General features: G+C 40.9%; 22 protein-coding genes. 5 read left to right on the forward strand and 17 right to left on the reverse strand.

Features of this window, described 5'->3' with window-relative positions:
• The first annotated feature begins 157 nt into the window (after positions 1-157).
• Both RBB56_RS00640 and RBB56_RS00645 read left to right on the forward strand, forming a co-directional pair.
• The gene (locus tag RBB56_RS00640) at positions 158-1621 is read left to right on the forward strand and encodes an ISLre2 family transposase (RefSeq protein ID WP_306720215.1); all 1464 of its coding nucleotides are present in this window, start codon (positions 158-160) and stop codon (positions 1619-1621) included.
• 205 nt (positions 1622-1826) lie between these two features.
• Entirely contained in the window at positions 1827-2195 is a 369-nt protein-coding gene (locus RBB56_RS00645) for a metal-dependent transcriptional regulator (RefSeq protein WP_306720455.1), read from the forward strand.
• Positions 2196-2327: 132 nt separating this feature from the next.
• Here RBB56_RS00645 and eno read toward each other — a convergent pair whose 3' ends face one another.
• The 3 genes from eno to RBB56_RS00660 form a co-directional block, all read right to left on the reverse strand.
• Positions 2328-3611, reverse strand: coding sequence for a phosphopyruvate hydratase (eno, locus tag RBB56_RS00650; RefSeq protein WP_306720456.1), 1284 nt, complete (start codon positions 3609-3611; stop codon positions 2328-2330).
• Between the two features lie 230 nt (positions 3612-3841).
• Complete coding sequence (locus RBB56_RS00655) at positions 3842-5323, reverse strand: transglutaminase domain-containing protein (protein WP_306720457.1); 1482 nt, start codon at positions 5321-5323, stop codon at positions 3842-3844.
• Position 5324: 1 nt separating this feature from the next.
• On the reverse strand, positions 5325-6035 hold the full coding sequence (locus tag RBB56_RS00660; protein ID WP_306720458.1) for a pseudouridine synthase: 711 nt from the start codon (positions 6033-6035) through the stop codon (positions 5325-5327).
• A 73-nt stretch (positions 6036-6108) separates the two neighbouring features.
• Here RBB56_RS00660 and RBB56_RS00665 point away from each other — a divergent pair, with 73 nt between their 5' ends.
• Entirely contained in the window at positions 6109-7101 is a 993-nt protein-coding gene (locus RBB56_RS00665) for a hypothetical protein (RefSeq protein ID WP_306720459.1), read from the forward strand.
• Here RBB56_RS00665 and RBB56_RS00670 read toward each other — a convergent pair.
• The 10 genes from RBB56_RS00670 to RBB56_RS00715 form a co-directional block, all read right to left on the reverse strand.
• Complete coding sequence (locus RBB56_RS00670) at positions 7072-8376, reverse strand: N-acetylmuramoyl-L-alanine amidase family protein (protein WP_306720460.1); 1305 nt, start codon at positions 8374-8376, stop codon at positions 7072-7074. The genes RBB56_RS00665 and RBB56_RS00670 overlap by 30 nt on opposite strands.
• A 79-nt stretch (positions 8377-8455) precedes the next feature.
• Positions 8456-9058 carry a vacuolar family H+-ATPase subunit H gene (locus tag RBB56_RS00675; RefSeq protein WP_306720461.1) on the reverse strand — a complete coding sequence of 201 codons (603 nt, stop codon included), beginning with the start codon at positions 9056-9058 and terminating at the stop codon, positions 8456-8458.
• Positions 9059-9088: 30 nt separating this feature from the next.
• Positions 9089-9580, reverse strand: coding sequence for a pantetheine-phosphate adenylyltransferase (gene coaD / locus RBB56_RS00680; protein ID WP_306720462.1), 492 nt, complete (start codon positions 9578-9580; stop codon positions 9089-9091).
• A 2-nt stretch (positions 9581-9582) separates the two neighbouring features.
• Positions 9583-10137: a 16S rRNA (guanine(966)-N(2))-methyltransferase RsmD gene (gene rsmD, locus RBB56_RS00685; protein ID WP_306720463.1), complete on the reverse strand. Its 555-nt coding sequence runs from the start codon at positions 10135-10137 to the stop codon at positions 9583-9585.
• 117 nt (positions 10138-10254) lie between these two features.
• Entirely contained in the window at positions 10255-12495 is a 2241-nt protein-coding gene (locus RBB56_RS00690; protein ID WP_306720464.1) for a DNA gyrase/topoisomerase IV subunit A, read from the reverse strand.
• A 26-nt stretch (positions 12496-12521) separates the two neighbouring features.
• Positions 12522-14444 carry a DNA gyrase/topoisomerase IV subunit B gene (locus RBB56_RS00695; RefSeq protein WP_306720465.1) on the reverse strand — a complete coding sequence of 641 codons (1923 nt, stop codon included), beginning with the start codon at positions 14442-14444 and terminating at the stop codon, positions 12522-12524.
• A gap of 211 nt (positions 14445-14655) precedes the next feature.
• Positions 14656-15522 (reverse strand): DegV family protein, encoded by an 867-nt coding sequence (locus RBB56_RS00700; RefSeq protein WP_306720466.1) that lies wholly within the window; start codon positions 15520-15522, stop codon positions 14656-14658.
• A 77-nt stretch (positions 15523-15599) separates the two neighbouring features.
• Positions 15600-17654 (reverse strand): ATP-dependent DNA helicase RecG, encoded by a 2055-nt coding sequence (gene recG / locus RBB56_RS00705; protein ID WP_442905438.1) that lies wholly within the window; start codon positions 17652-17654, stop codon positions 15600-15602.
• Positions 17655-17758: 104 nt separating this feature from the next.
• Positions 17759-19387, reverse strand: coding sequence for a DAK2 domain-containing protein (locus tag RBB56_RS00710; RefSeq protein WP_306722056.1), 1629 nt, complete (start codon positions 19385-19387; stop codon positions 17759-17761).
• 69 nt (positions 19388-19456) lie between these two features.
• On the reverse strand, positions 19457-19816 hold the full coding sequence (locus RBB56_RS00715; RefSeq protein WP_306720468.1) for an Asp23/Gls24 family envelope stress response protein: 360 nt from the start codon (positions 19814-19816) through the stop codon (positions 19457-19459).
• Positions 19817-19994: 178 nt separating this feature from the next.
• Between RBB56_RS00715 and rpmB the strand changes: the two genes are divergently transcribed.
• Positions 19995-20180, forward strand: a complete 186-nt coding sequence (gene rpmB, locus RBB56_RS00720; protein WP_306720469.1) for a 50S ribosomal protein L28 — start codon at positions 19995-19997, stop codon at positions 20178-20180.
• Between the two features lie 31 nt (positions 20181-20211).
• On the opposite strand, the gene RBB56_RS00725 is transcribed toward rpmB, so the two are convergent.
• The 4 genes from RBB56_RS00725 to RBB56_RS00740 form a co-directional block, all read right to left on the reverse strand.
• Positions 20212-20784, reverse strand: coding sequence for a hypothetical protein (locus RBB56_RS00725; protein ID WP_306720470.1), 573 nt, complete (start codon positions 20782-20784; stop codon positions 20212-20214).
• A 237-nt stretch (positions 20785-21021) separates the two neighbouring features.
• On the reverse strand, positions 21022-21420 hold the full coding sequence (locus tag RBB56_RS00730) for a GerW family sporulation protein (protein ID WP_306720471.1): 399 nt from the start codon (positions 21418-21420) through the stop codon (positions 21022-21024).
• Complete coding sequence (locus RBB56_RS00735; RefSeq protein ID WP_306720472.1) at positions 21421-22515, reverse strand: DUF2953 domain-containing protein; 1095 nt, start codon at positions 22513-22515, stop codon at positions 21421-21423.
• A gap of 9 nt (positions 22516-22524) precedes the next feature.
• A complete protein-coding gene (locus tag RBB56_RS00740) occupies positions 22525-22785 on the reverse strand; it encodes a hypothetical protein (protein ID WP_306720473.1) in 261 nt (86 codons plus the stop codon).
• A gap of 371 nt (positions 22786-23156) precedes the next feature.
• Between RBB56_RS00740 and RBB56_RS00745 the strand changes: the two genes are divergently transcribed.
• Positions 23157-24212, forward strand: a complete 1056-nt coding sequence (locus tag RBB56_RS00745) for an HD-GYP domain-containing protein (protein ID WP_306720474.1) — start codon at positions 23157-23159, stop codon at positions 24210-24212.
• Positions 24213-24225 lie beyond the last annotated feature (13 nt).

Here is a 24225-nt window from a genome sequence, read left to right on the forward strand (position 1 = left end):
AATGGTTGTCAAGAATTTTATAGATAATTTGAACCAATAATTATAAATTGCTAGGGTAAAGTTTTTGTAGGATATTAATTGAATAAAAAGAGAACGCCTCTTTGTGTTATGATTTTAACGACTAAGAAAAAATCGGACACAAAGGAAGGTGCTCTCTATGATTAAAAGTATACAACAGTTTGAAGAAAATGGGGCAAAAAATTTAACAGGAGTTCTGGAAAAGTTTTTGAAAGATCCTCAACAACAAGCAGAGTTTATCTATGGAATTACAGATAGTGTAGTACAGTTAGGACTGGACATGATTGCGGAGACTTTTGAAAGTATGGATGAAGAACTGAGAAACAGCGGATACAGAAGGAGAAACTGGGTCATAAGCAGACGAGATGAAACATCCCTGATTACCAGCCTTGGAACTGTGAGATATTGCAAGACACTGTTTAAGAACAAGAAGACTGGAGCCTGTGAATATCTGCTAGATCGGATCATGGGATTAGAAAGCCATGTAAGGATGACAGAAGATGCACAGGCGCAGATGCTTGAGGAAGCGGTCGACAGTAGCTATCGCAAAGGAGGAATCAGAGCCAGTCTTTCCGAAAAAGTCAGCAAACAGACAGTAAAAAATAAGATACATGATCTGAAATTTCATACAAAACCAGAAAAAATAGAGAATAAAAAACAGGTTTCCTATCTTTATATTGATGCAGATGAAGATCATGTGTCATTGCAGTATCTCGAGAAAAAGGGAGATATCACGAAACCTCGAAGCAACACCAGTATGCCTAAAATAGCCTATGTATATGAAGGTGCGGAATCAGAAGCGCCTAAAAGCGAAAGGTTTAAGCTGATCAATCCGAAGTACTTTGGGGGCATATATGAGGGAAGCAAAGGAGTAGAACAGTTCTGGCGAGAGATTTATGAGTATATCAGCGCCACCTATGACATGGATGCCATAAAACAGATTTATATTAATGGAGATGGTGCAGCCTGGATAAAAAGCGGACGTAAATTTATAGCCGGATCAACCTTCGTACTGGATAAATTCCATATGCAGAAATATATCACAGCAGCAACTTCGCATTTAATGGATTCGTCAGAGGATGCAAGAAGTGAACTGTATGGTGCCATACACAAGAGAGCGAAATGGATGGCATCCGAGACCTTTGAAAAAATCCTGAATATAACAGAAAACGAAGCACAAAGGAAAAAGGTAGAAAGTAGTATGGCTTATATCCTAGGGCATTGGGATGGGATCATGCAGGGTTTGAGAAATAAAGAAACACAAGTGGGATGCAGTGCAGAAGGACATGTGAGCCATATCTACGCAGACAGGATGAGTTCCAGACCATTAGGGTGGAGTAAGCATGGAGTTCACCAAATGGCAAAGCTAAGGATTTATAAAGCAAACAAAGGAAATATGTTGGAGTTGGTGAGAATGCAAAAGCAGGAGTTGCCCATAGCAGTGGGTACAGAAGAAAGAATCTATTTAAGCAGCGAGATGTTTCGATTGGAAAGCAAGCGACTGACAGAGGAACAACGCTATGTAGAAAGGATAACTCATAGCATTCCCTTTCCAGAAGTGAAAAAGATAGCTTATTTTAAAAACCACATTTGGGGATTGTAAAAAGAATAGAAAGTAGGTATATTGTGAAAAGAGGTTAAATCTAAAACACATCAAGGGGATTCTCTACCCAATTAAATCCTACAGTAAATTTACGCTATCTTATAAATTGTTACATTTGCTGTTTTAGTTGGAATATGATATACTAAAAACATAACATTTTTCATCGGATTTATACTATATTTAAAACGAAAATGGGGTAATACTTATGCATATAAACGAATCAGCCGAAAACTATCTGGAAACTATTTTAATACTCAGTAAATCTCATCCCGTGGTACGTTCCGTCGATATTGCCGAAGAATTGGGGTTTAAGAAGTCGAGCGTCAGTGTGGCGATGAAAAATTTGCGCGAAAAAGAGTATATTACTGTGACATCCGAAGGATTTATTAATTTAACGGAATCCGGACGCAAAATTGCGGATATTATTTACGAAAGGCACGAACTTCTCTCCTCCTGGCTCGTGGATCTTGGAGTTGATAAGACTACTGCCGCCGATGACGCCTGCCGTATCGAGCATGTAATTAGCACCGAAAGTTTCGAAGCGATCAAAGAATACATAAAAAAGGATCATTAATTTTTATTTTTATAATATTTATCACGTATGGAACAGCAAAATCCGCACTTACAACATGGCGAGTAAGTGCGGATTTTTATATGGATTATGAAATAGTTAAAAGCATTTTAATGAAACAAAAAATATATAAAATTAGAAAGCATCAAAACCAGGATATACAGCACCCGCTCCAAGTTCCTCTTCAATACGAAGCAATTGATTGTATTTCGCAACTCGTTCACTTCTGCTCGGTGCTCCTGTCTTAATCTGGCAAGTATTTAAAGCAACTGCCAAATCTGCAATTGTCGTATCTTCTGTCTCTCCTGAACGATGAGAAGAAATTGCCGTGTAACCAGCCTTATGCGCCATTTTAATAGCCTCTAATGTCTCCGATACGGATCCGATCTGATTTAATTTAATGAGAATGGAGTTACCGCAGCCCGAATCAATTCCTTTTTTCAGACGTTCTGTGTTTGTTACGAATAAATCGTCTCCAACAAGCTGTATTTTATCGCCGAGTTCTTTCGTCATCAACTGCCAGCCATCCCAGTCCTCTTCATCCAATCCATCTTCAATCGAATAAATAGGATATTTCTCGCAGAGAGCCTTCCAATGAGCCACCAATTCTGCTGATGTATATTTCTTCTTGCATTTAGGAAGAAGATATTCACCTTTATTCTCGCCCTTCCATTCGCTTGCTGCAGCATCCATTGCAAGAACAAAATCTTTACCCGGTTCGTAGCCAGCCGCTTTTATCGCATCTAAGATATACAAAATAGCTTCTTCATCGCTGGCAAGGTCAGGAGCAAATCCTCCTTCATCGCCTACTGAGGTAGCAAGTCCTTTTGATTTCAAAAGAGCAGCTAATGCATGAAATACCTCTGTACACTGGCGAAGTCCTTCTCTAAAGCTATCTGCCCCTACCGGCATAATCATGAACTCCTGTACATCCACGGTATTCGCAGCATGTGCTCCGCCATTTAAGATATTCATCATCGGCACCGGAAGTCTGTTGCTGTTCACTCCTCCGAGGAAACGGTAAAGCGGAATTTCAAGAGCGTTAGCCGCCGCTCTCGCAGAAGCGATGGATACTGCTAAAATAGCGTTAGCTCCAAGCTTTGATTTATCCTTTGTACCATCTGCCTGAATCATTGCCGCATCCACAGCATAAATATCGGAAGCGTCCAACCCTTGCAGGGTATCGTTAATTGTTGTATTAATATTATGTACTGCCTTTTGTACACCTTTGCCTCCGAAACGGGATTTATCACCATCGCGAAGTTCGAGTGCTTCGAATTCTCCTGTAGATGCTCCGCTCGGTGCGGTTCCTCTTCCTACAGTACCGTCTATCAAATATACCTCCGCCTCGACGGTGGGGTTTCCTCTCGAGTCAATAATTTCACGTCCAATTACTTTTTCAATTTCTAAATAGTTCATTGTTATCATCCTTTCCCATAGAGGGATTTCTCCTTTTGCCCTTTGCGATTATGATAAGCAAAAGGAGTCGTCCATGATTTATTCACAAGAAGTTAGTCTTTGCTAACTACTCATAGTATAGCAACTAAACTTATATATGGCAAGAGTTTTTTTACTACTATTGGAAATAATTTCTAACCTTCAATTTTCGCTTCGGGATAATCCCTGAAATCGAAAGACAACCTTTTGCTCTAGAAATAAATATCGGCCCAATGAGATAGTAAAATCTCTCCTCCCTGTAAGAGTTCTGCCTGAACCTCTACCACACTGCCGGATGCCCCTAACTCCTCCATCACCCGATTCATATACGCATCACCGAAGCTTCCGCTTACATAGGCGTCATAACATTGCTCCCATAAGTCGTTACTTGCTACTACATTCTGAAACTGCACAGAACCGCCTGCCAGTATCACTGCCTCATAACAATTGTTATAATAGTCATCCATATTCATCAGAACATCCGCCGAGGAAAAACCTACATCGTCCAGACTTCTAAGCCCAATGACCGGATTGCCGGGATTGCTGTTCACAGCCTGTCCCTCTTCCTGTTTTGGTCCCGCATATTTCTGTCCGTTACAAGGAGGCAGACATACCGATAAGTCCTCTCTCATATGAGTACCTGCAAAATCAGCATCAGTTCTGTTGAAATAATCATAGGTGTTGGGATCCGTATCATCCCAAGTCGTATCTACATTATAGAACTCACCTTCTAATTTAATGATATTCCAAGCATGACTCTCACCGGCATATCCGGTACAATAATAAGTAGGAATTCCAAGGTTCATCATAATATACTGAAAAGCCCTCGCATAGCCGGCGCATACCGTCCGGTTATTAACGAGTGCACTATATGCATTCTGATTCAAAGGGGAATTCTTGTGATATTCTATTTTATTCAAAAGAGTGTTGTGCACATATACTTCTTTGTTAAAATCACTATCCTGTGTTTGCGCTGCACTTATGATTTCCTGGGCAGCATGGTCGAATGCCGCCTTTGAAGCAGCGAGATTGTCAGCCGTTTCGTTAAATTGGAGGGAAATTTCCACACAATTTCTATTTCGCGTAAAGCGTCCTCTATAAGCCGAATCCAGCCAGAATATTTCCGGATGGTCATTAAATACCGCCATAAAGATATTTATAAGCTGTCTCGGAGTCACTTGCTCCACCGGAGTGAAGATGCCATTTAATGCGGTCGCATTCGCATATATCTGACGGTATAGCTTTTGCTCTGAAGTATCAAGCATTCCGTAATACGGGTAGAACTCTACATCGAAGGTAAGATCAGCACCGGTATCTCCAAAGGTAAGCTCCTGTTCCAATTTCTCCGCTTCTTCGTCGCCGACTTGTTCGCTGCTTTCCTGAATCGGCACATATCCGCTTTTATCGGACAGTTCCGCCGGTACTTCAATTCCCGTTCTTTCCGGAGGAACGTAGGAATTACCTGTATTTGTTATGTTCCGAAGCAATTCATCCGAGGTATAGACTTGATCGTTTTCAGGGAATTCTTCGTCAATGACAGCACTAGTCTCCTTTATTTCCTCTTTTTCGGGTGAATATAAGAGTTTCGCCACATGGTTAGAGAAGTCAGGGTGAAAGGCACTGATAATAATAAACAAACTTACGAGAGCAAGAAGGCCAAGCAACAAATATAACATTATTTTTATCAGTTTCATATTATGCGTCTCCCAACCCTCTTAAGTCCTCAAGTTCCTCTGCCGTCAGTTCCCGATATTCTCCTGCTTGCAAGGATTCATCCAGCCTAAGACTTCCCATTGCCGTCCTCTTTAAAAAGGTTACCTTATTACTCACTGCCTGCAGCATACGCTTCACTTGGTGAAACTTCCCTTCCGTAATCGTCAGATAAAGACTCTTTTCTGTCAATAGTTCTACCGATGCAGGGAGAGTAAGCTTTTCTTCACCGATATCTACTCCCTGTTCCAGCAGAAGGATTTCTTCCTTCGTTAAGGGACGTTCTATCTCCACATAATAGACTTTTGTCACATTTTTTTTGGGAGAAAGCAGAGAATGGGCAAGCGCTCCGTCGTTCGTCATAAGCAAAAGTCCCTCCGTATCCTTATCCAGACGTCCTACCGGAAATAAATCATGGTACCCTGTCTGCTTTAATAACCCTGTTACCGTTTCATTCACATTATCCTGTGTAGCAGAAACTACCCCCCGCGGCTTATTCAGCATATAATAAACATATTTCCGATAGACACAGGGAGATCCTTGAAAAATGACCTCGTCCTTTTCTTCTTCTATCTTCGTCTCAGGCTTCGTTATCACGGTTCCGTTTACAGTTACCATTCCTTTTTTTATGTAAGCCTTCACCTGACTCCTGCTCCCAGCGTTAACTTCACATAGGAATTTATCCAATCGCAGCATCTTATTCCCCTTCCTTACTTCTTATTTATTCCTGCCGTTCATATACCTTTACTATAATGCATTTCATAAACCTATGGTGGCATCATTGAAAAAAAATTGGAAAACTTTTTTTGTTACAGGATTCTTCCTTTTACTAACGCTCCTGCTTTTGACCTTTCCAAAAGAAAGCCTTGCCTATTCCTTCACCGGATTACAATTATGGTTCAACCGAATGATTCCAACCCTTCTTCCGTTTATGATTCTATCCGCAATGATGATACGGCTGAATCTGACCGGGCAATTCGTACGCGCTCTTTCTCCGTTTCTTTGTCCCATTTTCTCGATTGGACCGAACGGTATTTATGCCATTATCGTTGGATTCTTATGCGGGTTTCCTATGGGAGCGAAGGTAGTTGCCGATTTGCTCGTACATAATAAGATATCGGAAGAAGAGGCGGAATTCCTGCTATCCTTTTGTAATAATATCGGCCCCATTTATTTCATCAGTTTTGTACTTCCGACCTTGAACCTGACGAAAAAGATGCCGTACCTTCTGGGGATGTATGGCATTCCTCTTTTCTATGGCGTTTTTTTGAGATACACCATTTACAAAAATACGATCGGGATTCCAAGGACGGCCCACCCTTTTATAAAACATAAAGCATTGCTCTTAGCAGCGGAAAAAAATAAAAACATCCCCTTTTTAGATGCTTTGGACGATTCTGTTATGTCAGGACTATACAGCATCGCCAAGCTGGGCGGTTATATGGTTTTATTTAATTTGCTGAATTTAATACCGCAAGTTTTTATGTCAGGTGAGAAAATTGCAAGGAGTTCGCTTCCTTTTTTTAACTGTCTCTTGGAAATTACGAGCGGAATCAGCCGTATAGGAGATACTGCTCCTCTTATTGTGCTCTTATTTCTACCCTTCGGCGGTTTCTCCTGCCTGGCTCAGACTTATAGCATGATAAAGGATACCGGCCTATCCTTGAAAACATATACAATTCATAAACTCATTCTAACAGGCCTCACGGCAATGTATTATGGAATCTGGAAGTTATTTTCTCCGTCTTCGTTTCTTCTTTGAGCGGATAGCGGACAAAAGAATCACTATAGCAAATAGTACGAATAAAATAGCGACACAAATAAGGGATACCTGGAAGAAATATAAGACTGTGATTTCTTTCCGTTGTTCCTGCTTTTCCTTGTTTTGACTTATTAGGTCACTCGCATCCTCTTTGACTGACCCGTTTGTCTGCTCATTTTCTCCGGCCGCTATAATATTGCTCGCTTCTACGGCTTCCTCCTCATCTATCCCATAACGGATAGACGGTAAATGAATATGGTTGCTTTCGGTAAAACCATCAAATCCGTTATAGGCTCTTACAACAATCTCCGGAACCGTACCAGAAGGCACTTGAAATGTAAATCGGATGGTGTCTTCATCTCTCGGAGACCATCTTTGCAAATCAGAAAAAGTCACGCCTCCATCGTAGCTATAGGAGTAATACAACATATAACTGTCATAATCCTGGGCGGATACCTCTACGGTTACACTTCCGGTATCTTCTTTTACATCTTTCACATCAATAATACAAATATCAGGTGCCGTATCGTCAGGCGTTACAGCAGTAGATGGCAGTGGAATCTCTACATTTTGATAATAGCTATAGTCAACACCGAGCTGTTTCGACTGCAATCCATAGTATTTCGCCACAGCCGTAGCGTCCAAGATACCGAACTGCTTTAAACTTTCCGGGGAGGTATAGAATTCCTCATCATTTTCCTGATCCAGATGACAATGCTCGATTAATACAGCGGTTAAATCGTTAGCAGTAGCATGGCGGAGAATGCCATAATAGTCTGTTCCCCGATCGTTTAACTTCGTCTTAATCCCTCGGGAATATAAGCCCAGATCTGTCAGCATGTCCATTTCGACACTTGCAAAAGTGTATCCTCTTTGGTATTCCTTATCAAAAGCGGACACCCATACCTCTGCACCGAACAAATCATGTTTAACAGACATGTTGAAATGAAGGCAGAACAAAAAGTCTGCATTCACAGATTTGGCAAATAGCACTCTTTCTTCCAGTGTCATATCCTCATCATTTTCTCTCGTTAAATATACAGTAATTCCTTCGTATTTTTCCAACTCTTCCTTCATGGCTTTCGCCACTATCATTGTCATATATTTTTCCGTATATTTTCCATATTCAGCACCGAGATTCTCACCTCCGTGCCCTGGATCTAACACTACAACAACAGGTTCACTACCGTGAACAAGCTCGCTACCGCGAGCCGGAAGTACCTGACATAGGAAGAAGAAAACCCCTGCCCAAAAATAAACCATTACTTTATTCATTTCCCCATATATCCCCCTATCAAATATAAAAAACGGCTCCGCCAATGACGGAGCCCGTTAAAATTAACGTTAAAATATATTACAATAAATCCAGATTCAACGGTTCCTCGCCGGTACCATTCCCCTCATCTAAGAAATCTTCCTCCTGAGGATTCAACTCCGCCCGGTTAGCCCTTACAATCTCGGAATAGCTATTCAAATTATTTACAAAGCTTTCATAATGCGCTGTGGTCATATTGGCTGTCTGAGCAATCAGATTCTCCATATTGGCGAGCATATCATCCGCATATTGCATTACCGCAGTCTTAATATTGTTAGCTTCTATCGTAGCATTATCCAGAATCCCCTGTGCCTGATGGGAAGCGAGGGTCACCACCTCATTCGCCTGGCTGTATGCCTGTTGCATAATCTCGTGCTCATTAATCAACTCATTCGTATGAAGCGTTGCTTCATTGATAAGAGCTTCCGCCTTAGCTCGGGCATCATTTAAAATGGCTTCCTTATTGCTGATAATCTTCTGGTAACGCTTTATTTCATCAGGTGTCTTCATGCGAAGCTCTCTGAGCAATTCGTCAATTTCTTCTTTATTTACAATTATCTTTGTATTAGATAAAGGCTGATATTTACAACTGTCAATATATTCCTCTATCTCATCTATTAATTGTTCGATTCTACTGCTCATATATTAATCTCCTATTACTGATAATATCTGTTACTCTTCACCGAATCCATATTTTTCATAAACAAGCTTCACAATAAATTCCGGAACACACATGGAAATATCTCCATGAAAGCTTGCAATTTCTTTCACACCGCTGGAACTCAAATAAGCATACTCTAGATTAGGAGTGAGAAATATTGTATCCAACTCCCCTCCCGACAGCTTATGGTTCGTTTGGGCAATCTGCAGTTCATAATCATAGTCGGTAATAGCCCTAACGCCCCGAACTGCTACATGGATGTCCTTTTCCTTCGTATAATTAACCAGCAATCCACTGAAAGAATCTATCTTCACATTCGGCAAATCCTTAGTAGCTTCCTGTAATATCTTAACACGTTCTTCTACAGAAAACAACGGAGTCTTTAAGTTATTATTCAACACACCTACCGTTAATTCGTCAAAAATACTTGCTGAACGCCGGATGATATCAAGATGACCGAAGGTAACCGGGTCAAAGCTTCCTGGGTATATTGCTTTCTTCATTTCTAATCCCCTTCTCTTGCAACGAATACGTGCTTATTCGTTTTGTAATTCTTTACTTTCGTAATTTCAAATCCAAGTTCCTCAACATACGAAAAGTCGCTTTCAAGTGCGGCTTCCATAACAATAATGGTATTCTCCGTCACATAAGCTTTTTGAGAAAGTATCGATAAAACCTTTCGCTCATAGCCTGAAAGATAAGGGGGATCCATGAAAATAAGGTCAACCTCCTTCTCCCCTATCATGGAAAGAGCACCAAGCACGTCCTGCTTTAAAAGAACTGATTGCTCTTCAAAGCGAGTAAACTTTACGTTCTCACTGATGCAGGCAAATGCTGACTTATCATTTTCTACAAAATACACCTTTTTCGCACCACGGCTTAAGGCTTCAATCCCAATACCGCCGCTTCCAGCGAACAAATCCAAAAATACACTATCACCTATATAAGGCTGCATCATATTAAATAAGGTTTCTTTTATTCTGTCGGTAGTAGGCCTTGTGTTTTGCCCGGGAATCGTCTTAAGTCTCAGGCTTCTGGCCGTTCCTGCTATTACTCTCATATGAACTCCATCTTTATAGTTATTATTTAGCCGTTAAGCGCTTATAAACTATATATCAACATATTAATCGTTTCACGGCCTGTGGTCAATCTTTTTTACGAAATCTTATCCAAGTTCTTATACTCGAATCTTAACCCCTTTCGTATCTCGCTTTCCAAGCTTTAAGCGGTTTAGCTCAACATTCTTATTCTTATATTCTATTGTCTGATCCGAGGTGCTGTTTGTATAGTATACCGCTTCCACGTAATCATTATCGCTAAGCTTCATTCCGCGTACCCCCACAGCTCCCTTTTTCTTCTCAGGAATCTCATCGATCTGGAATCGAAGGAAAAAGCCTCCGGCCGTCTGCAGTACAATGTTTTTTTGCTCATCAGCAATTACTACACTTACCACTTCATCACCGTCCTGAAGCTTAGTGGCTGCAACCGTTCTTTTCATTACATCGAATTCTCCGCCGTCCACAATTTTCAACATAGACATTTTGGTCGCGAATATTACCCGATACAAGTTAAGCTGTGTTTGGCTGGTTACTAAGAGGATTTCCTCTTTTTCCGAACTATAATTGCTCACATTATCCACTGGGATTCCTTTATCCCTGAATTTTCCAAAGGGAATATCCTGGACCTTAATCGTATGAAGCTGTCCTTTATTCGTGAAAATACATATTCTTCCCACATTTTTACAGGAAAATACATATTTATTTTCTGCATCTGCCGCTTCCTTGTTGCGTTCATAGGTGGGCATATCGATTGTTTTTAAGTATCCGAAACGGTCCATCAGACACATCACTTCCATCTCTTCTACTTTCTTCTCTTCATATACCGCTTCTGCACCATTTTCTACTACAGTTCTTCTTTCCCTCGCATATTCTTTCTTGATGGCACCCAATTCGTTCATAATAACTTGGGCCATGGAGTCCCTGCGCTCCAGAATATCCTCATAACGGTAGATATTTGCCATCGTCTCTTCATGCTGATTCATTAAGGCTTCGATTTCCAGACCGATTAGACGGTATAGACGCATATCGAGAATGGCATCAGCCTGTTTTTCTGAGAACATAAGCTGGGTGGCCATGATTTTCGATTCTTTGGACTTGAATTTGATACCATCCACATTCCCGGACACAAGGCATGCTTTCGCCATGGCACGGTCCCTACTTCCCCGTAAAATTTCAATAATCAAGTCGATTACGTTGCAAGCCTTAATAAGACCTTCCTGTATTTCCTTTCGCTCCATCTCTTTTGCGAGAAGGGTCTCATATTTTCTCTTGGCGACCTCGAACTGAAAGTCTACATTCGCCTTAATGATCTGCTTTAAACCGAGCGTTTCCGGCCTTCCTTTGGAAATCGCCAGCATGTTCACTCCAAAGGTATCTTCCAGGCGTGTTTTCTTATAGAGCATATTCTTGAAATTCTCGATATCCGCATCCTTTCGAAGTTCAATAACGATACGGATGCCCTCCTTGGAGGACTGGTTGGAAATATCCACAATATCCTGTGTCTTTTTCGTTTCTGCAAGTCCGGCCACATCGGAAAGAAACTTAGAAATGCCGGCACCTATCATCGGATAAGGAATCTCAGTGATAACCAGGTTAGTCTTTCCACCCTTGGCCTTTTCTATCTCTATCTTCCCACGTACCTTAATCTTACCGCTCCCACTTTCATATATATCCAGGAGTTCATCCTTGTTAATGACAATGCCGCCTGTCGGGAAATCGGGACCTTTTACATATCTCATCAACTCTCTGGTGCTTATATTTTCATCCTTCATATAAGCTCTTGTGGCATCGATAACCTCTCCCAAGTTATGGGGCGGGATACTGGTAGCCATTCCTACTGCAATTCCCTCCGAACCGTTCACTAACAAATTAGGAATTTTTACAGGCAGCACGGACGGTTCCCTCTCCGTTTCGTCGAAATTAGGAACAAAGTCCACCACATTTTTATCGAGATCGGAAAGAAAAGCTTCCTGAGTTACTTTCTGAAGCCTCGCTTCCGTATACCTCATAGCAGCCGCACCGTCACCCTCAATGTTACCGAAATTACCATGTCCGTCTACTAGAGGCATCCCCTTTTTGAAATCTTGAGTCATCACTACAAGAGCTTCGTAAATTGAACTGTCACCATGAGGATGATACTTACCCATAGTATCTCCCACAATACGTGCGCTCTTTCTATACGGCTTGTCATATCGCATCCCTAATTCATACATATCGTATAGGGTTCTACGCTGTACCGGCTTTAACCCATCCCGCACATCAGGAAGCGCTCTCGCAATAATAACGCTCATCGCATAATCGATATATGATTTCTGCATCACTTCCGAATATTCGGTCTTTATAATTCTACTGTCTTCCATGTTACACTTACCCCTCCGACCAATTACTAAATATCAAGCTCGGCATCTGCCGCATGCTCGTAAATAAATGTCTTTCTTGGAGGCACCTCTGTGCCCATTAACATCTCTGTTACCTCAGAAGCCATTCTGGCATCTTCAATTTCCACCTGCTTTAACAGACGGCTTGCCGGATCGAGCGTTGTCTCCCATAGCTGATCCGCATCCATTTCACCAAGTCCTTTATACCTTTGCAAGGTAAAAGGCCCCTTATGTCTTTTCCTGTATCTTTCCAACGCCTTATCATCATAGAGATATTCTTCCTTCCCTTTGGAAGGCATCGCTTTATAAAGGGGAGGCATAGCCAGATACACATGCCCTTCGAAGATAAGCTCCGGCATAAATCGATAAAATAAGGTCAAAAGCAAAGTAGAAATATGTGCGCCGTCCACATCCGCATCGGCCATAATGATAATCTTATCATAGCGGAGCTTGGAAATATCGAAATCATTACCATATCCTTCCGAGAAACCACACCCGAAAGCGTTGATCATCGTCTTAATTTCCGCGTTGGCAAGTACCTTATCTATGCTCGCTTTTTCCACGTTGAGAATCTTTCCCCGGATAGGCAGAATCGCTTGAAATGCACGGTTCCTTGCTGTTTTTGCACTTCCCCCCGCGGAATCTCCTTCTACGATAAAGATTTCGCACACAGAAGGATCCCTGGATTCACAGTTTGCCAGCTTACCATTGGAATCGAAGGAGAATCTCTGTTTTGCCAGCATATTTGTCTTCGCTTTTTCTTCCGATTTTCTGATTTTGGCTGCTTTTTCCGCACATCCGATAATACTTTTCAAAGTTTCCAGGTTACGGTCGAAATAACGGATGACTTCATCTCCGGTCACCTTGCTTACAATCTTGGCAGCATCTTGGTTATCCAGCTTCGTCTTCGTCTGCCCTTCGAACCTTGGATCCGGATGTTTAATGGAGACAACGGCAGTCATTCCGTTACGGACGTCCGCTCCGGTGAAGTTTACATCTTTTTCCTTTAAAATGTTGAGTTCCCGCGCATAAGTATTGATAGTATTTGTAAACATGGTTTTGAAGCCGGTCAAATGAGTGCCGCCTTCCGCATTGTATATATTGTTGCAGAAACCGAGTACATTTTCATGAAATTCATTTACATACTGAAAGGCTACCTCTACTGAGATTCCTTCGCTTTCACCTTTGAAGTAAATAACATCATGAATGCTTTCCTTCGCCTTATTCATATCACGGATGAAACCGATAATTCCATCCGGCTCGCGATATGTTATCGCCTCTGTCTCCGCTCTTCTTTTATCCTCGTAAATGATGGTCAGAGCCGGATTCAAATAGGCAGTTTCGTGGAGGCGGCTCTTCACCTCATCCTCTTTGAACCTTGTCCTGTCAAAGATAGTATCATCCGGAAGAAAATTAACCTTCGTTCCCGTTTCTTTTGTCTTCCCAATGACCGGCAACAGCCCTTCTATCAGTTCGACAGTCGGGGTTCCTCTCTCATATCTATCTTCATAGATTAAACCGCCGTTTTTAACTTGAACTGTTAAATAGGATGACAACGCATTGACAACGGAAGAACCTACACCGTGAAGGCCTCCGCTCGTTTTGTAGGCAGAATCATCGAATTTACCGCCTGCGTGGAGCGTAGTAAAAACGAGACGTTCCGCACTGATTCCTTTTTCATGCATTCCTACCGGGATACCGCGTCCATTATCTTCAATCGTCGCGGAACCATCCGCCTCCAATGTTACTCTTATCGTGTCACAGTGCCCAGCCAGATGCTCGTCCACTGCATTATCGACAATCTCGTAGATTAAGTGATTCAACCCCTTCGTCGAAACACTTCCTATATACATACCCGGTCTCTTCCTGACCGCTTCCAAACCTTCTAATACGGTGATGCTCGATGCATCATAGGTACCCTCTCTTCCCATTATACACTGCCCTTTCTTCATTTCTTCATGAGTCTAAAAACACACACTGTAGTATAGCATATCCACCATTTCTTGGAAAGAACAAAAGTGTGCTTCTTCACTCTCGCGATTAAAACTTTTAGCTGCACAGCCCACTTCTTACTATGACAAAAAAACGAGCGGCGTATTCAGTCTTCACCGAATATGCCGCCTATGAAACTAATTTTCATTCCTAATTCTTCTTACAGCAGGCCACTGCCAGAGCACCTGGCCCTATATGGCAGGCCACGCTAAGAGATAATGGCGCCATATGCACATCGAATCCGGGGAATACCTGGAGCAACTCTTCCTTAAATGCATGAGCAGCTTCCACATTGTGTGCATAAGCAACCTGCAGCCAGATGTTGTCCTTATCTGCACCGCCGAAACGATTTATCATATCGTTTTTAATGGCTGTCGTCATAATTGTTTTGCCCTGTGCTGTAGTACGTGCCTTGGCAAACGCATCCAGTTTTCCGCCTTGAATCTGCAATACCGGCTTTAACTTAAGGAGCGTGCCGAGTGCTGCTGCAGCCGGAGTGATTCGTCCGCCTTTTTTTAAATAGTATAAGGTGTCCAACATAATATAAACACTGGAATTAGCCTTGTCCTTTTCCAGGAATTCTTTGATTTCTACCGCACTCTTTCCTTCTTTCACCAACTGAATAGCATCCAAAGCTGCCTGCCTCTGTGTTACAGAGATTCTCTGATTATCGACTACCTGCACTTTTCCTTCGTAGTCATGAGAAAGCATAATTGCACTCTGGCAAGAGCCGGAAAGGCTGCTGCTCATAGGAATATGCACGATTTCATCATAATCATCTAATAAATTATTCCATAAGTTCATCACCGCTTCCGGAGAAGGCTGGCTAGTTACCACCTGATCTCCCGCAGCGAGTCTTTCATAAAACTGCTCTTGAGATAAATCAATATCTTCAAAAAAGGTTTCTTCATTAATCATAAAAGGCATCGGTAGTATATGCAACCCAAGTTCCTTTGCCTGTACCTGCGTAATTCCACTGTTGCTGTCCGTTACAATTGCAATATTTGCCAATTTCATTTCCGGCATCCTCTGCTCATTCCGGCACGGATACCTCTCCTTCCGCCTGTAAATTTTGCTCTTCTTATATCTTACTGTCAGATTGTTCTAAAGTCAACCGAATTTATTACCTTTTCCAGATACTGCTTAAGGGGTAAATGCATAGGATTATCGAGCATTTCATCTTTCAAAAGAAGTTCATCCACACATTCTCCGGCTTGCTTTAATACATCTGAATCTTGATAAATATCTCCTATTTTAAAGTCCATCAATCCGCTTTGCCGAATACCGAACAAATCGCCTGGTCCTCGTAGCTTCAAATCTTCTCCCGCAATAAAAAATCCATCGTTGGAGTGATTTAAAATATCCAAACGTTCCATCGTCTGCTTCTTATTCGAACCGCTTACAAAGATACAATAGGACTGATGTTCTCCACGACCAACACGTCCTCTTAACTGATGAAGCTGTGCTAAACCGAAACGTTCTGCGTTCTCCACCATCATCACCGTCGCATTCGGTACGTTAATTCCTACCTCAATTACGGTGGTGGATACAAGTACATCGATATGATGTGCTGCGTATGCCTCCATAATTTTATTTTTATCTGCAGGTCTCATTTTACCATGAAGGTAGGCTATTTGTATGTTTGAAGAAAGGACATTTTTCAGCTTTTCCGTATAGGAAATTACATTTTCTGCGCCTTCTATTTCTCCTTCCTCCACCATCGGGCAAATGACATATATCTGCCGCCCGGCCTGCACTTCTTTTTCTATAAACCGATAGGCTTTCTCCCTGTAATCCGTAGATACAACAGCATTCTTGATGGGAAGCCGATTAGCCGGAAGTTCATCTACAATGGAAATATCCAAATCTCCATATAAAATAATGGCGAGAGTTCGAGGAATAGGGGTCGCACTCATTACTATAACGTGTACATTCTCTCCTTTTCCCGCAAGGGTTTCCCTCTGTCTCACTCCGAAGCGATGCTGCTCATCCGTTACTACGAGAGCGAGCCTGTGGTAGTTGACCTTCTCCTGGATAAGCGCATGTGTGCCGATAATCAAGTTGACGCCGCCGCTTTCTATTTCTTTATATGCCTCTTTTTTTTCTTTCACAGTCATAGAACCGGTCAGTAATATAGGAATAAAAGGCAGATTATGTGCTTTTGTAAGTTCTGTTACTGCTTCGAAATGCTGCCTTGCCAACACTTCGGTCGGAGCCATGAAAGCACTTTGATAGCCGTTGGATACACACATTAAAAGAGCAAGAAAGGCAAGAATTGTCTTACCGGATCCAACATCGCCTTGTATGAGTCTATTCATCACTCTGTCGCTCAATAAATCTTCCTTGATTTCTTCCCATACCTTTTGCTGGGCATTGGTCAACGCATAAGGAAGCCCTTCGATTAACCGATTCGTCTGAGCGACCTCCATCATTGGATAAGAGTTCGTAAGAACTTCATTGTGCTCTCTACATTTGCGAAGCATTAATATGAATAAAAAGAACTCATCGAACACAAGCCGCTTTCTGGCCGCCAGCATCTTTTCATAGTCGGGCGGAAAATGAATATGTTCTATCGCCTGTTCATAGGAAATAAGTTCTTGAGACTCTTTGATATCCTCCGGTAAATAGTCCTCGCCAAAATGATAATGGGACAATGCCTGCTTTACAGACTTTGTAATCATATTGTTCGTCAGTCCGGCTGTAAGAGAATATTTAGGCTGCAAAATTCCGGTTAGTTTGAGATATTCTTCCGGTTTATATATTTTCGCCTGCTCCATAATTAACCGGCCGCCCCTCATCTGAGGAATTCCGCGAAAAATATAGAAAAGTCCCTTTTTCAACATACTTTTTACATAAGGAGTATTAAAGTATGTCATAGCAACTTGTCCGCCTGCATCCTTAATGACAAAATTCAGTATAGTCAGATTACCTGCCTTTTTCGTGCTAATATTACCTACAAGGCAGGCACGTATCGAACAAACCTCCCCAATAGGCGCCTCGCTAATCATAACAGGCTCCTGAAAAGTCTCATAATCTCTTGGATATTCGTGTAAAAGTTCTCCTACATTACTTATATTAAGCTTTGCAAAAAGCTTTACCGTCTTCTCTCCCACACCTTTAATATCAATAATATTCGTACTATCATTCATAATCATACCATCTGTCAAAAAAAGGACGGTGTCACTCCGTCCTTCTTACACCTGCTTTTATTTATCCTACTTGGATGTGAAGAGTAACATCCTAATTACCAGCTCTATTCCGCAGAAACAATATAATAGTAAATGGGCTGGCCGCCATATTGCAGCTCCACATCACATTTCGGATATGTCTCTTCTACTTTGGCTCGTAGATCTTCCGCCGCTTCCTCAGAGATTTCTTTTCCATAATAGATACTGATAAGCTCTTTGTCAGCATCCATAATACCTTCAATCATGGAGAAAGTAACGGCCTTCATATCCACACCGTTAGAAAGAATACCGCTATCTCCGATTCCCATGTAATCGCCTTCTTTAATCTCTTTATCGTCGATGACGGTATCGCGCACTGCGTAAGTGACCTGCCCGGTGCTGACTGCCTTGATTTCTTCCATCATCGTCTCTGTATTCTCTTTTACAGAAAGATCAGGTATATAATTAATAACAGCCGTAATACCCTGCGGTACCGTTTTTGTAGGAATTACAACGATTTTCTTGTCTTCCGACATATGAACCGCTTGCTCTGCAGCGAGTATAATGTTCTTATTGTTTGGAAGAATATAGATAGTATCCGCATTTACCTTATCGATAGCATTGAGCATATCCTCAGTACTCGGATTCATTGTCTGTCCGCCTTCTATAATATAATCAACGCCCAGACCGGTGAAAATCTCATTGATTCCCTCGCCAACTGAAACAGCAATAAATCCAACATCCTTTTTAGGCATCTGGGCAGCAACTGCTTCCTGGCTCTTTTCTGCCATTTTAAACAGCTTTTCCTCATGTTCCAAACGCATATTATCAATCTTCATATTAGATAAAGAACCATATTTCAGCGCTCTTTGGATAGCGAGCCCCGGATCATTGGTATGTACGTGTACCTTTACCACATCATCATCCGCCACTACTACAAGAGAATCACCGATGGATTCCAAATACGCCTTAAAGTCAATTTCCTGTTTGATATTAAAATTCTTACCACCCAGCATAATAATAAACTCTGTGCAGTAACCGAATTTGATATCCGCCTGTGCATGGGTATCCATGTTCATCAAAAGTCCTGATAAGTCAGCTGGTTTCGCATCCGGTATTGTCAGATCGATTTCTTTTCCAAGGAAGGCATCGTAAGCGCCTTTTAACACTTGCATAAGACCCTGTCCGCCGGAATCCACAACCCCTGCCTGCTTTAATACGGGTAACATATCGGGAGTCTTACTTAAAACTTCATCCGCATATTGAATAATTTCTCCAAAGAAAATCTCTAAATCTTCCTGACCGTTATCTGCAAGCTCACGTGCTTTCTCAGCCGCACCTTTCGCAACAGTAAGGATCGTTCCCTCCTTCGGCTTCATAACAGCTTTATAGGCAGTCTCTACTGCCTTATCGAAGGCTTCAGCAATTACATCTGCGTTCAATTCTTCATATTCTCTTACGACTTTTGTAAATCCGCGAAACAACTGGGAAAGAATTACGCCGGAGTTACCTCTTGCCCCGCGCAAAGAACCGGAAGAAATTGCTTTGCATAAAGAAACCATATCCGCATTCTCCATAAGGGATACTTCTTTCGCTGCCGCCATAATGGTCAATGTCATATTCGTACCGGTATCGCCATCCGGTACCGGGAACACATTCAAATCATTGATCCATTCCTTCTTCGCCTCTAAATTTTTCGCACCAGCCAAGAACATCTTGGAAAGTATCTTAGCATCGATTGTATTAACCACAACAAAATCCTCCTTACGAGTGTTTTCTACTCATTAATCAATTACTCTTACACCTTCTACAAAGATGTTAATCTTCTCAATTTCAATACCGGTAAATTCCTCCACCTTATATTTCACATTACTGATCAAGTTATCGGAAACCGCGAGAATACCCACTCCGTAAGAAACTATCACATGAAAATCAAGTATCAGTTTGTTATTATCAAGAGTAACCTTAATTCCTCTTGTCATGCTCTCCATCTTTAAAAGCTTCACCAGGCCGTCTTTCACATTAACACTGGCCATACCTACAATGCCAAAACATTCCATTGCCACCGAACCGGCATACTGTGCAATTACTTCATTATCAATAGCGATATTTCCCATATGGGTATCCATAGAAGAAGCTCTCATAACATACCTCCTTATATTTTAATCGTAGACATATAATATGTATTATAACCGCTTCGTTCCAAAAAAGAAACTAAAATAATAAAAAAGTTTACCCTTTGGAAATTTAGGCTTGCATTCCGTTATCTTTTCTGATATTATACTACTGTTGTGAGTATAAATTCCGAGGAGGTGCAAGACGATGGCTAAATGTGATATCTGCAGTAAAGGCGCTCATTTTGGTAATAATGTAAGCCATTCCAATAGAAAAACTAACAGAATCTGGAATTCGAACGTAAAAAGCGTAAAATGCAAAGTGAACGGAGCTTCTAGAAAATTGCATGTTTGTACAAGCTGCTTGAAATCAGGCAAAGTGGAAAGAGCATAATTTTACTAAAGTATTCAAATCAAAAAACAGCTTAATAAGCTGTTTTTTTAATGTCATAAACCTTTTTAAGTTCCTCATATTCCCTGTTGATCAGTTGAACCATATCATGGTCTCCTGCCACATTATCCGGATGGAACATCTTCATCAAATCCTTATATCTCTTCTTCAAGGCAAGACGATTATTTACTCCGCGAAAAAGCATACCCACCATATTAGAACTGCCAAAAAATGATGGTTCTTCCTCGTAAAGTTCCTTTTTTGCATTGAACATGTCCTTCTCTTTTAGAAATTTACGGCGGTCTTCTTCTAAATCTTCAAATCCACTTTTTAGAAGTTTCATCTTCTGGTCGAAGAAAACATTTTCCCTTTCCAACCTTTTCCGGTCAGCTTCCAGTAAACGGTTCTGAGACTCCGAATGCTTTATAAACTGTTTCTTCTCCTCTTCCAGCATCTCTTCTCTATGATCGAGATCCTTTCTAAGGTTATTCAAACGAACATTTTCTTTAAATAACCATACCTTCAATTCATTCCATTCATCGCTGGAACCATCTCTTAATATTTCTGCCAACTCGCGTTCAAGGTCCTTTTCCCTTTGATAACTCATTGTAAAATAATACCCCTCTTTATAATCCCTTATCTCAATCGCAATAATAGAAATTGTAACCGACTAATAGTAGCAGCGCACATACGATTAAACCGAGAAATCTACTTGCAAAAAAAAGCATAAGTAACATGCCTACCGCAATCCAAAAAGCGATAAAACCAATCATTTTTTTCATGCAACCATCTCCGCTTATGCTTCTTACTTTATCTTATGCAATTTCTGCACAATAGATACCCATTACTCTTCACCTTCAGGAAATGCAATTTCTACCGCATCTTCATCGTTCATCATTTCTTCTTTCTCCGATGGCTTTGTAAACTTATCTACAATGTCAGGAATCATATCGAGAACCTTCGTTATCGTATCCTGATTCTTAATATTTACCAACTTAGTCGTGCCGTTCTTGATAACGAGTACTGCGCTCGGTGTCATCTTCCCGGTAAAACCACCCGCTCCTCCGCTCTTCTTATCAGCAGCACTGGATCCTGCTCCTACACCAAATGTCACATCCACGAGCGGCAATATGATCGTATCGCCTACCTGTGTCGCTTCACCAACTACCGTCTTTGTAGAAAGTACAGAATCAATACCCTTCATCAACGATTCTATTACTCCTGAGAAATTATTTTCTGCCATTTAAGCGTCCTCCCTTTTTAACATTTTTAACAGTTGTCTTATATTCTTATCGCGATATAACCGCAAGGCTACTATAAGTAGCGTAAAAGCGGTGACTTTTCCTCTTATCTTCAGGTTTCCTTTTATTATCATCTCTTCAAAATCAGCCTGTAGCGAAACGTTTCTTCCTATGAAAGGATAAAGCATGCCATAAATGGCAAATATCTGTCCCGTACTGGCAGGATCTCCCGTTCCTATGGTCAAACAGATATCGCATTTTCTCGGACGAATACTTCTTATCACTCGAAAAAGCTGATTCTTCGAGAAACCAAAGACCTCTTTAAACAGTTCCCCTTGTATGATTTCTGCATAATATCCTATGTTTCCAATAACTTTTTTTATTTTATCACATATGCTCGTTATTGTGTACTCAATATTTCTTATTATATCCAAAAGTTTCAGAAAGAGACTTACGATTTTGGCAAAAAGATTCTTTATTTTTATCCAGAGGCTGTCTTTCTCTTCCGCATCATCTCGCACTTCTCTTGTATTTCCATCTTCCGCTTCTGTCCCAGACGCATCTCCATGGTATTCATCTTCAACTTTTATACTTTCTTTTTTGTTTATATTGTCATTTATTGTATTATCTATATCCTCATTTTTTTCATTATCCGTATTATCATTTCTTCCGTCATCTATATCGTTGTCACTTACTTCTCCATTAATATTACTAGTTATACGGTCACTTTCCATTTCTTCTGTTTTATTCTTTTTATCAGCTCTTTTTTTCCTGTTTTCCCTGCTTTCTTTTCTTTGGCTCTTCCCTTTATCCTTGGATATCCTTGGCTTTGAGGAATCAAAAATAGTAAATATAAGAATTCTGGCTTTTATATAGGAAGCATTAGGATAAGACAGAAGAATATTTACGAGATGAAGCAGCCATGTGACTCTGATTTCCACATGAAACGGCTCATCTTTTCCCCATTCCCCCTCCGCATTAACGCGGTATCTGACTGGAACGAACAATATGAGGATAATAGCAAAAAGCAAAACACCAATAATAATTGCCAGTACTATTCCTATTATTTTCAATATCAACAATAATATGTGCAGCATAGATACCCCTTAATGATTTACTTGAGAGAACAGAAACTTCTTAATGTCAGGACTTCCACTTTTTTCTATCGCCGCTTGTACGATTCCTATTACAGTATCTAGCGCTTCCTCATATCCTTTGCAAATGCCTATAATATAAGGAGGATGTTTGCGATAATATTTCTGCCGCAGAAAAATACTATGATAAATCTCAAGCTGGTCACTCCCTTTGGCTAGGGTGATTACATATATGTTCGGCTGCAGAGCTCCATAGCGCAGCTTCCATTTCACCTTATACGGTTTTTTTATAGTTTGACCAATATATAGACTTTTATAAAATTTCATTCTGGGAACGCCTTTCTGGCAAATGTTTATAAAAACTAGAATCTATTAGATAAAGGGATTACTGTTCACAGGTACTATTCCGCGAGGCGTTTTGTGCACAATGTGCACAAAATCCCGAGTTTAACAGACGCCAAATTGCATGTTCTTGATGCAATTTGTGTGATATTGTTACTGTGAGCACCATAGGTGTGAACAGTAACATAAAGGGATTATACCACAATACTTCCGGGAAAAAAACATTGACATTTTTTTGGAGTAATTTATACTTTATATTATAATATACATAATTATTTCATCGCAAAGGAGGAAATAAACTTATGATAAATACTGCGTGTATTGCTCTGAAACCCGGCATGGAAGTGGGTGAGGATGTTTTTAATTATAAAAATGAACTTCTAGTTCCGATAAATACTATACTTACCGAAGAACATATTAAAAAGATCACTAGGCATTCTGTTATGTGTGTCCTTATAAAAGAACCTGTTGACTATGCTACAACTCATTTTGAGAGGGTGCGGCTAAGCCAGGAATTCCAAATATTTGAAGTTATTTATAAAGAAAATCTCACTCGTTATAAAGAGCTTATGAACGACTTTGTTATAAATGGTACTCCTTTGGAGATCAGAGAGCTTATGGATATCTATAACACACTGGTTCCTCATGCCAAAAATGACGATTTTCTGTTGGACTATCTGTACCATATGCTGCCGAGTGAAGATGATATGACTCACGCACACTGCCTGAACTCAGCTTTGATTGCCGGAGTATTTGCAAAATGGCTTAATCTTTCGAATGAAGATACCGACATCCTAATCCAATGCGGCTTCTTCTATGATATTGGCAAGCTAAAGCTTTCCAGCGACCTGCTGTGGAAACCCGGGAAGCTGACAGATCTGGAATTCGCTCAAATGAAAACACATACTTTAATCGGATTCAATTTATTAAAAGAACTGGATTTAAATCAGCATATACTAAATGCTACACTGATGCATCATGAACGTTGCGACGGCTCCGGTTATCCTTCCCGGCTTAGAGGGGATAAAATAGACCGTTTTGCCAAATATATTGCTATTATCGATTCCTATGAGGCGATGACCTCTGCCCGAATGTATCGTCAGTCCATGCATCCCTTTCAAGTGATCGAACGTTTTGAAAAAGCCGGATTTATCATTTATGAAGAATCGATCCTTCGTCCTATACTCTCCCATATCGCCGGCACCCAGATGGGTTATAACGTACGGCTAAGCGATGGAAGAATCGCAGAAGTTATTGTAATTAATCAAAAGCATCTTTCCCGGCCGCTTCTGCGTGCCGGTAATAGTATTATCGACTTATCATCGGATCTATCCTTACAGATAGAAGTTATTTGCTAAGTCAACCGATATC

The sequence above is a fragment of the Kineothrix sp. MB12-C1 genome, from assembly GCF_030863805.1.
Lineage (GTDB): Bacteria > Bacillota > Clostridia > Lachnospirales > Lachnospiraceae > Kineothrix.

Coding starts and splice junctions, on each gene's coding strand:
- RBB56_RS00640 (WP_306720215.1), top strand. CDS start 158: ATGATTAAAAGTATACAACAGTTTGAAGAAAATGGGGCAAAAAATTTA.
- RBB56_RS00645 (WP_306720455.1), top strand. CDS start 1,827: ATGCATATAAACGAATCAGCCGAAAACTATCTGGAAACTATTTTAATA.
- eno (WP_306720456.1), bottom strand. CDS start 3,611: ATGAACTATTTAGAAATTGAAAAAGTAATTGGACGTGAAATTATTGAC.
- RBB56_RS00655 (WP_306720457.1), bottom strand. CDS start 5,323: ATGAAACTGATAAAAATAATGTTATATTTGTTGCTTGGCCTTCTTGCT.
- RBB56_RS00660 (WP_306720458.1), bottom strand. CDS start 6,035: ATGCTGCGATTGGATAAATTCCTATGTGAAGTTAACGCTGGGAGCAGG.
- RBB56_RS00665 (WP_306720459.1), top strand. CDS start 6,109: ATGGTGGCATCATTGAAAAAAAATTGGAAAACTTTTTTTGTTACAGGA.
- RBB56_RS00670 (WP_306720460.1), bottom strand. CDS start 8,376: ATGAATAAAGTAATGGTTTATTTTTGGGCAGGGGTTTTCTTCTTCCTA.
- RBB56_RS00675 (WP_306720461.1), bottom strand. CDS start 9,058: ATGAGCAGTAGAATCGAACAATTAATAGATGAGATAGAGGAATATATT.
- coaD (WP_306720462.1), bottom strand. CDS start 9,580: ATGAAGAAAGCAATATACCCAGGAAGCTTTGACCCGGTTACCTTCGGT.
- rsmD (WP_306720463.1), bottom strand. CDS start 10,137: ATGAGAGTAATAGCAGGAACGGCCAGAAGCCTGAGACTTAAGACGATT.
- RBB56_RS00690 (WP_306720464.1), bottom strand. CDS start 12,495: ATGGAAGACAGTAGAATTATAAAGACCGAATATTCGGAAGTGATGCAG.
- RBB56_RS00695 (WP_306720465.1), bottom strand. CDS start 14,444: ATGGGAAGAGAGGGTACCTATGATGCATCGAGCATCACCGTATTAGAA.
- RBB56_RS00700 (WP_306720466.1), bottom strand. CDS start 15,522: ATGAAATTGGCAAATATTGCAATTGTAACGGACAGCAACAGTGGAATT.
- recG (WP_442905438.1), bottom strand. CDS start 17,654: ATGAATGATAGTACGAATATTATTGATATTAAAGGTGTGGGAGAGAAG.
- RBB56_RS00710 (WP_306722056.1), bottom strand. CDS start 19,387: ATGTTCTTGGCTGGTGCGAAAAATTTAGAGGCGAAGAAGGAATGGATC.
- RBB56_RS00715 (WP_306720468.1), bottom strand. CDS start 19,816: ATGAGAGCTTCTTCTATGGATACCCATATGGGAAATATCGCTATTGAT.
- rpmB (WP_306720469.1), top strand. CDS start 19,995: ATGGCTAAATGTGATATCTGCAGTAAAGGCGCTCATTTTGGTAATAAT.
- RBB56_RS00725 (WP_306720470.1), bottom strand. CDS start 20,784: ATGAGTTATCAAAGGGAAAAGGACCTTGAACGCGAGTTGGCAGAAATA.
- RBB56_RS00730 (WP_306720471.1), bottom strand. CDS start 21,420: ATGGCAGAAAATAATTTCTCAGGAGTAATAGAATCGTTGATGAAGGGT.
- RBB56_RS00735 (WP_306720472.1), bottom strand. CDS start 22,515: ATGCTGCACATATTATTGTTGATATTGAAAATAATAGGAATAGTACTG.
- RBB56_RS00745 (WP_306720474.1), top strand. CDS start 23,157: ATGATAAATACTGCGTGTATTGCTCTGAAACCCGGCATGGAAGTGGGT.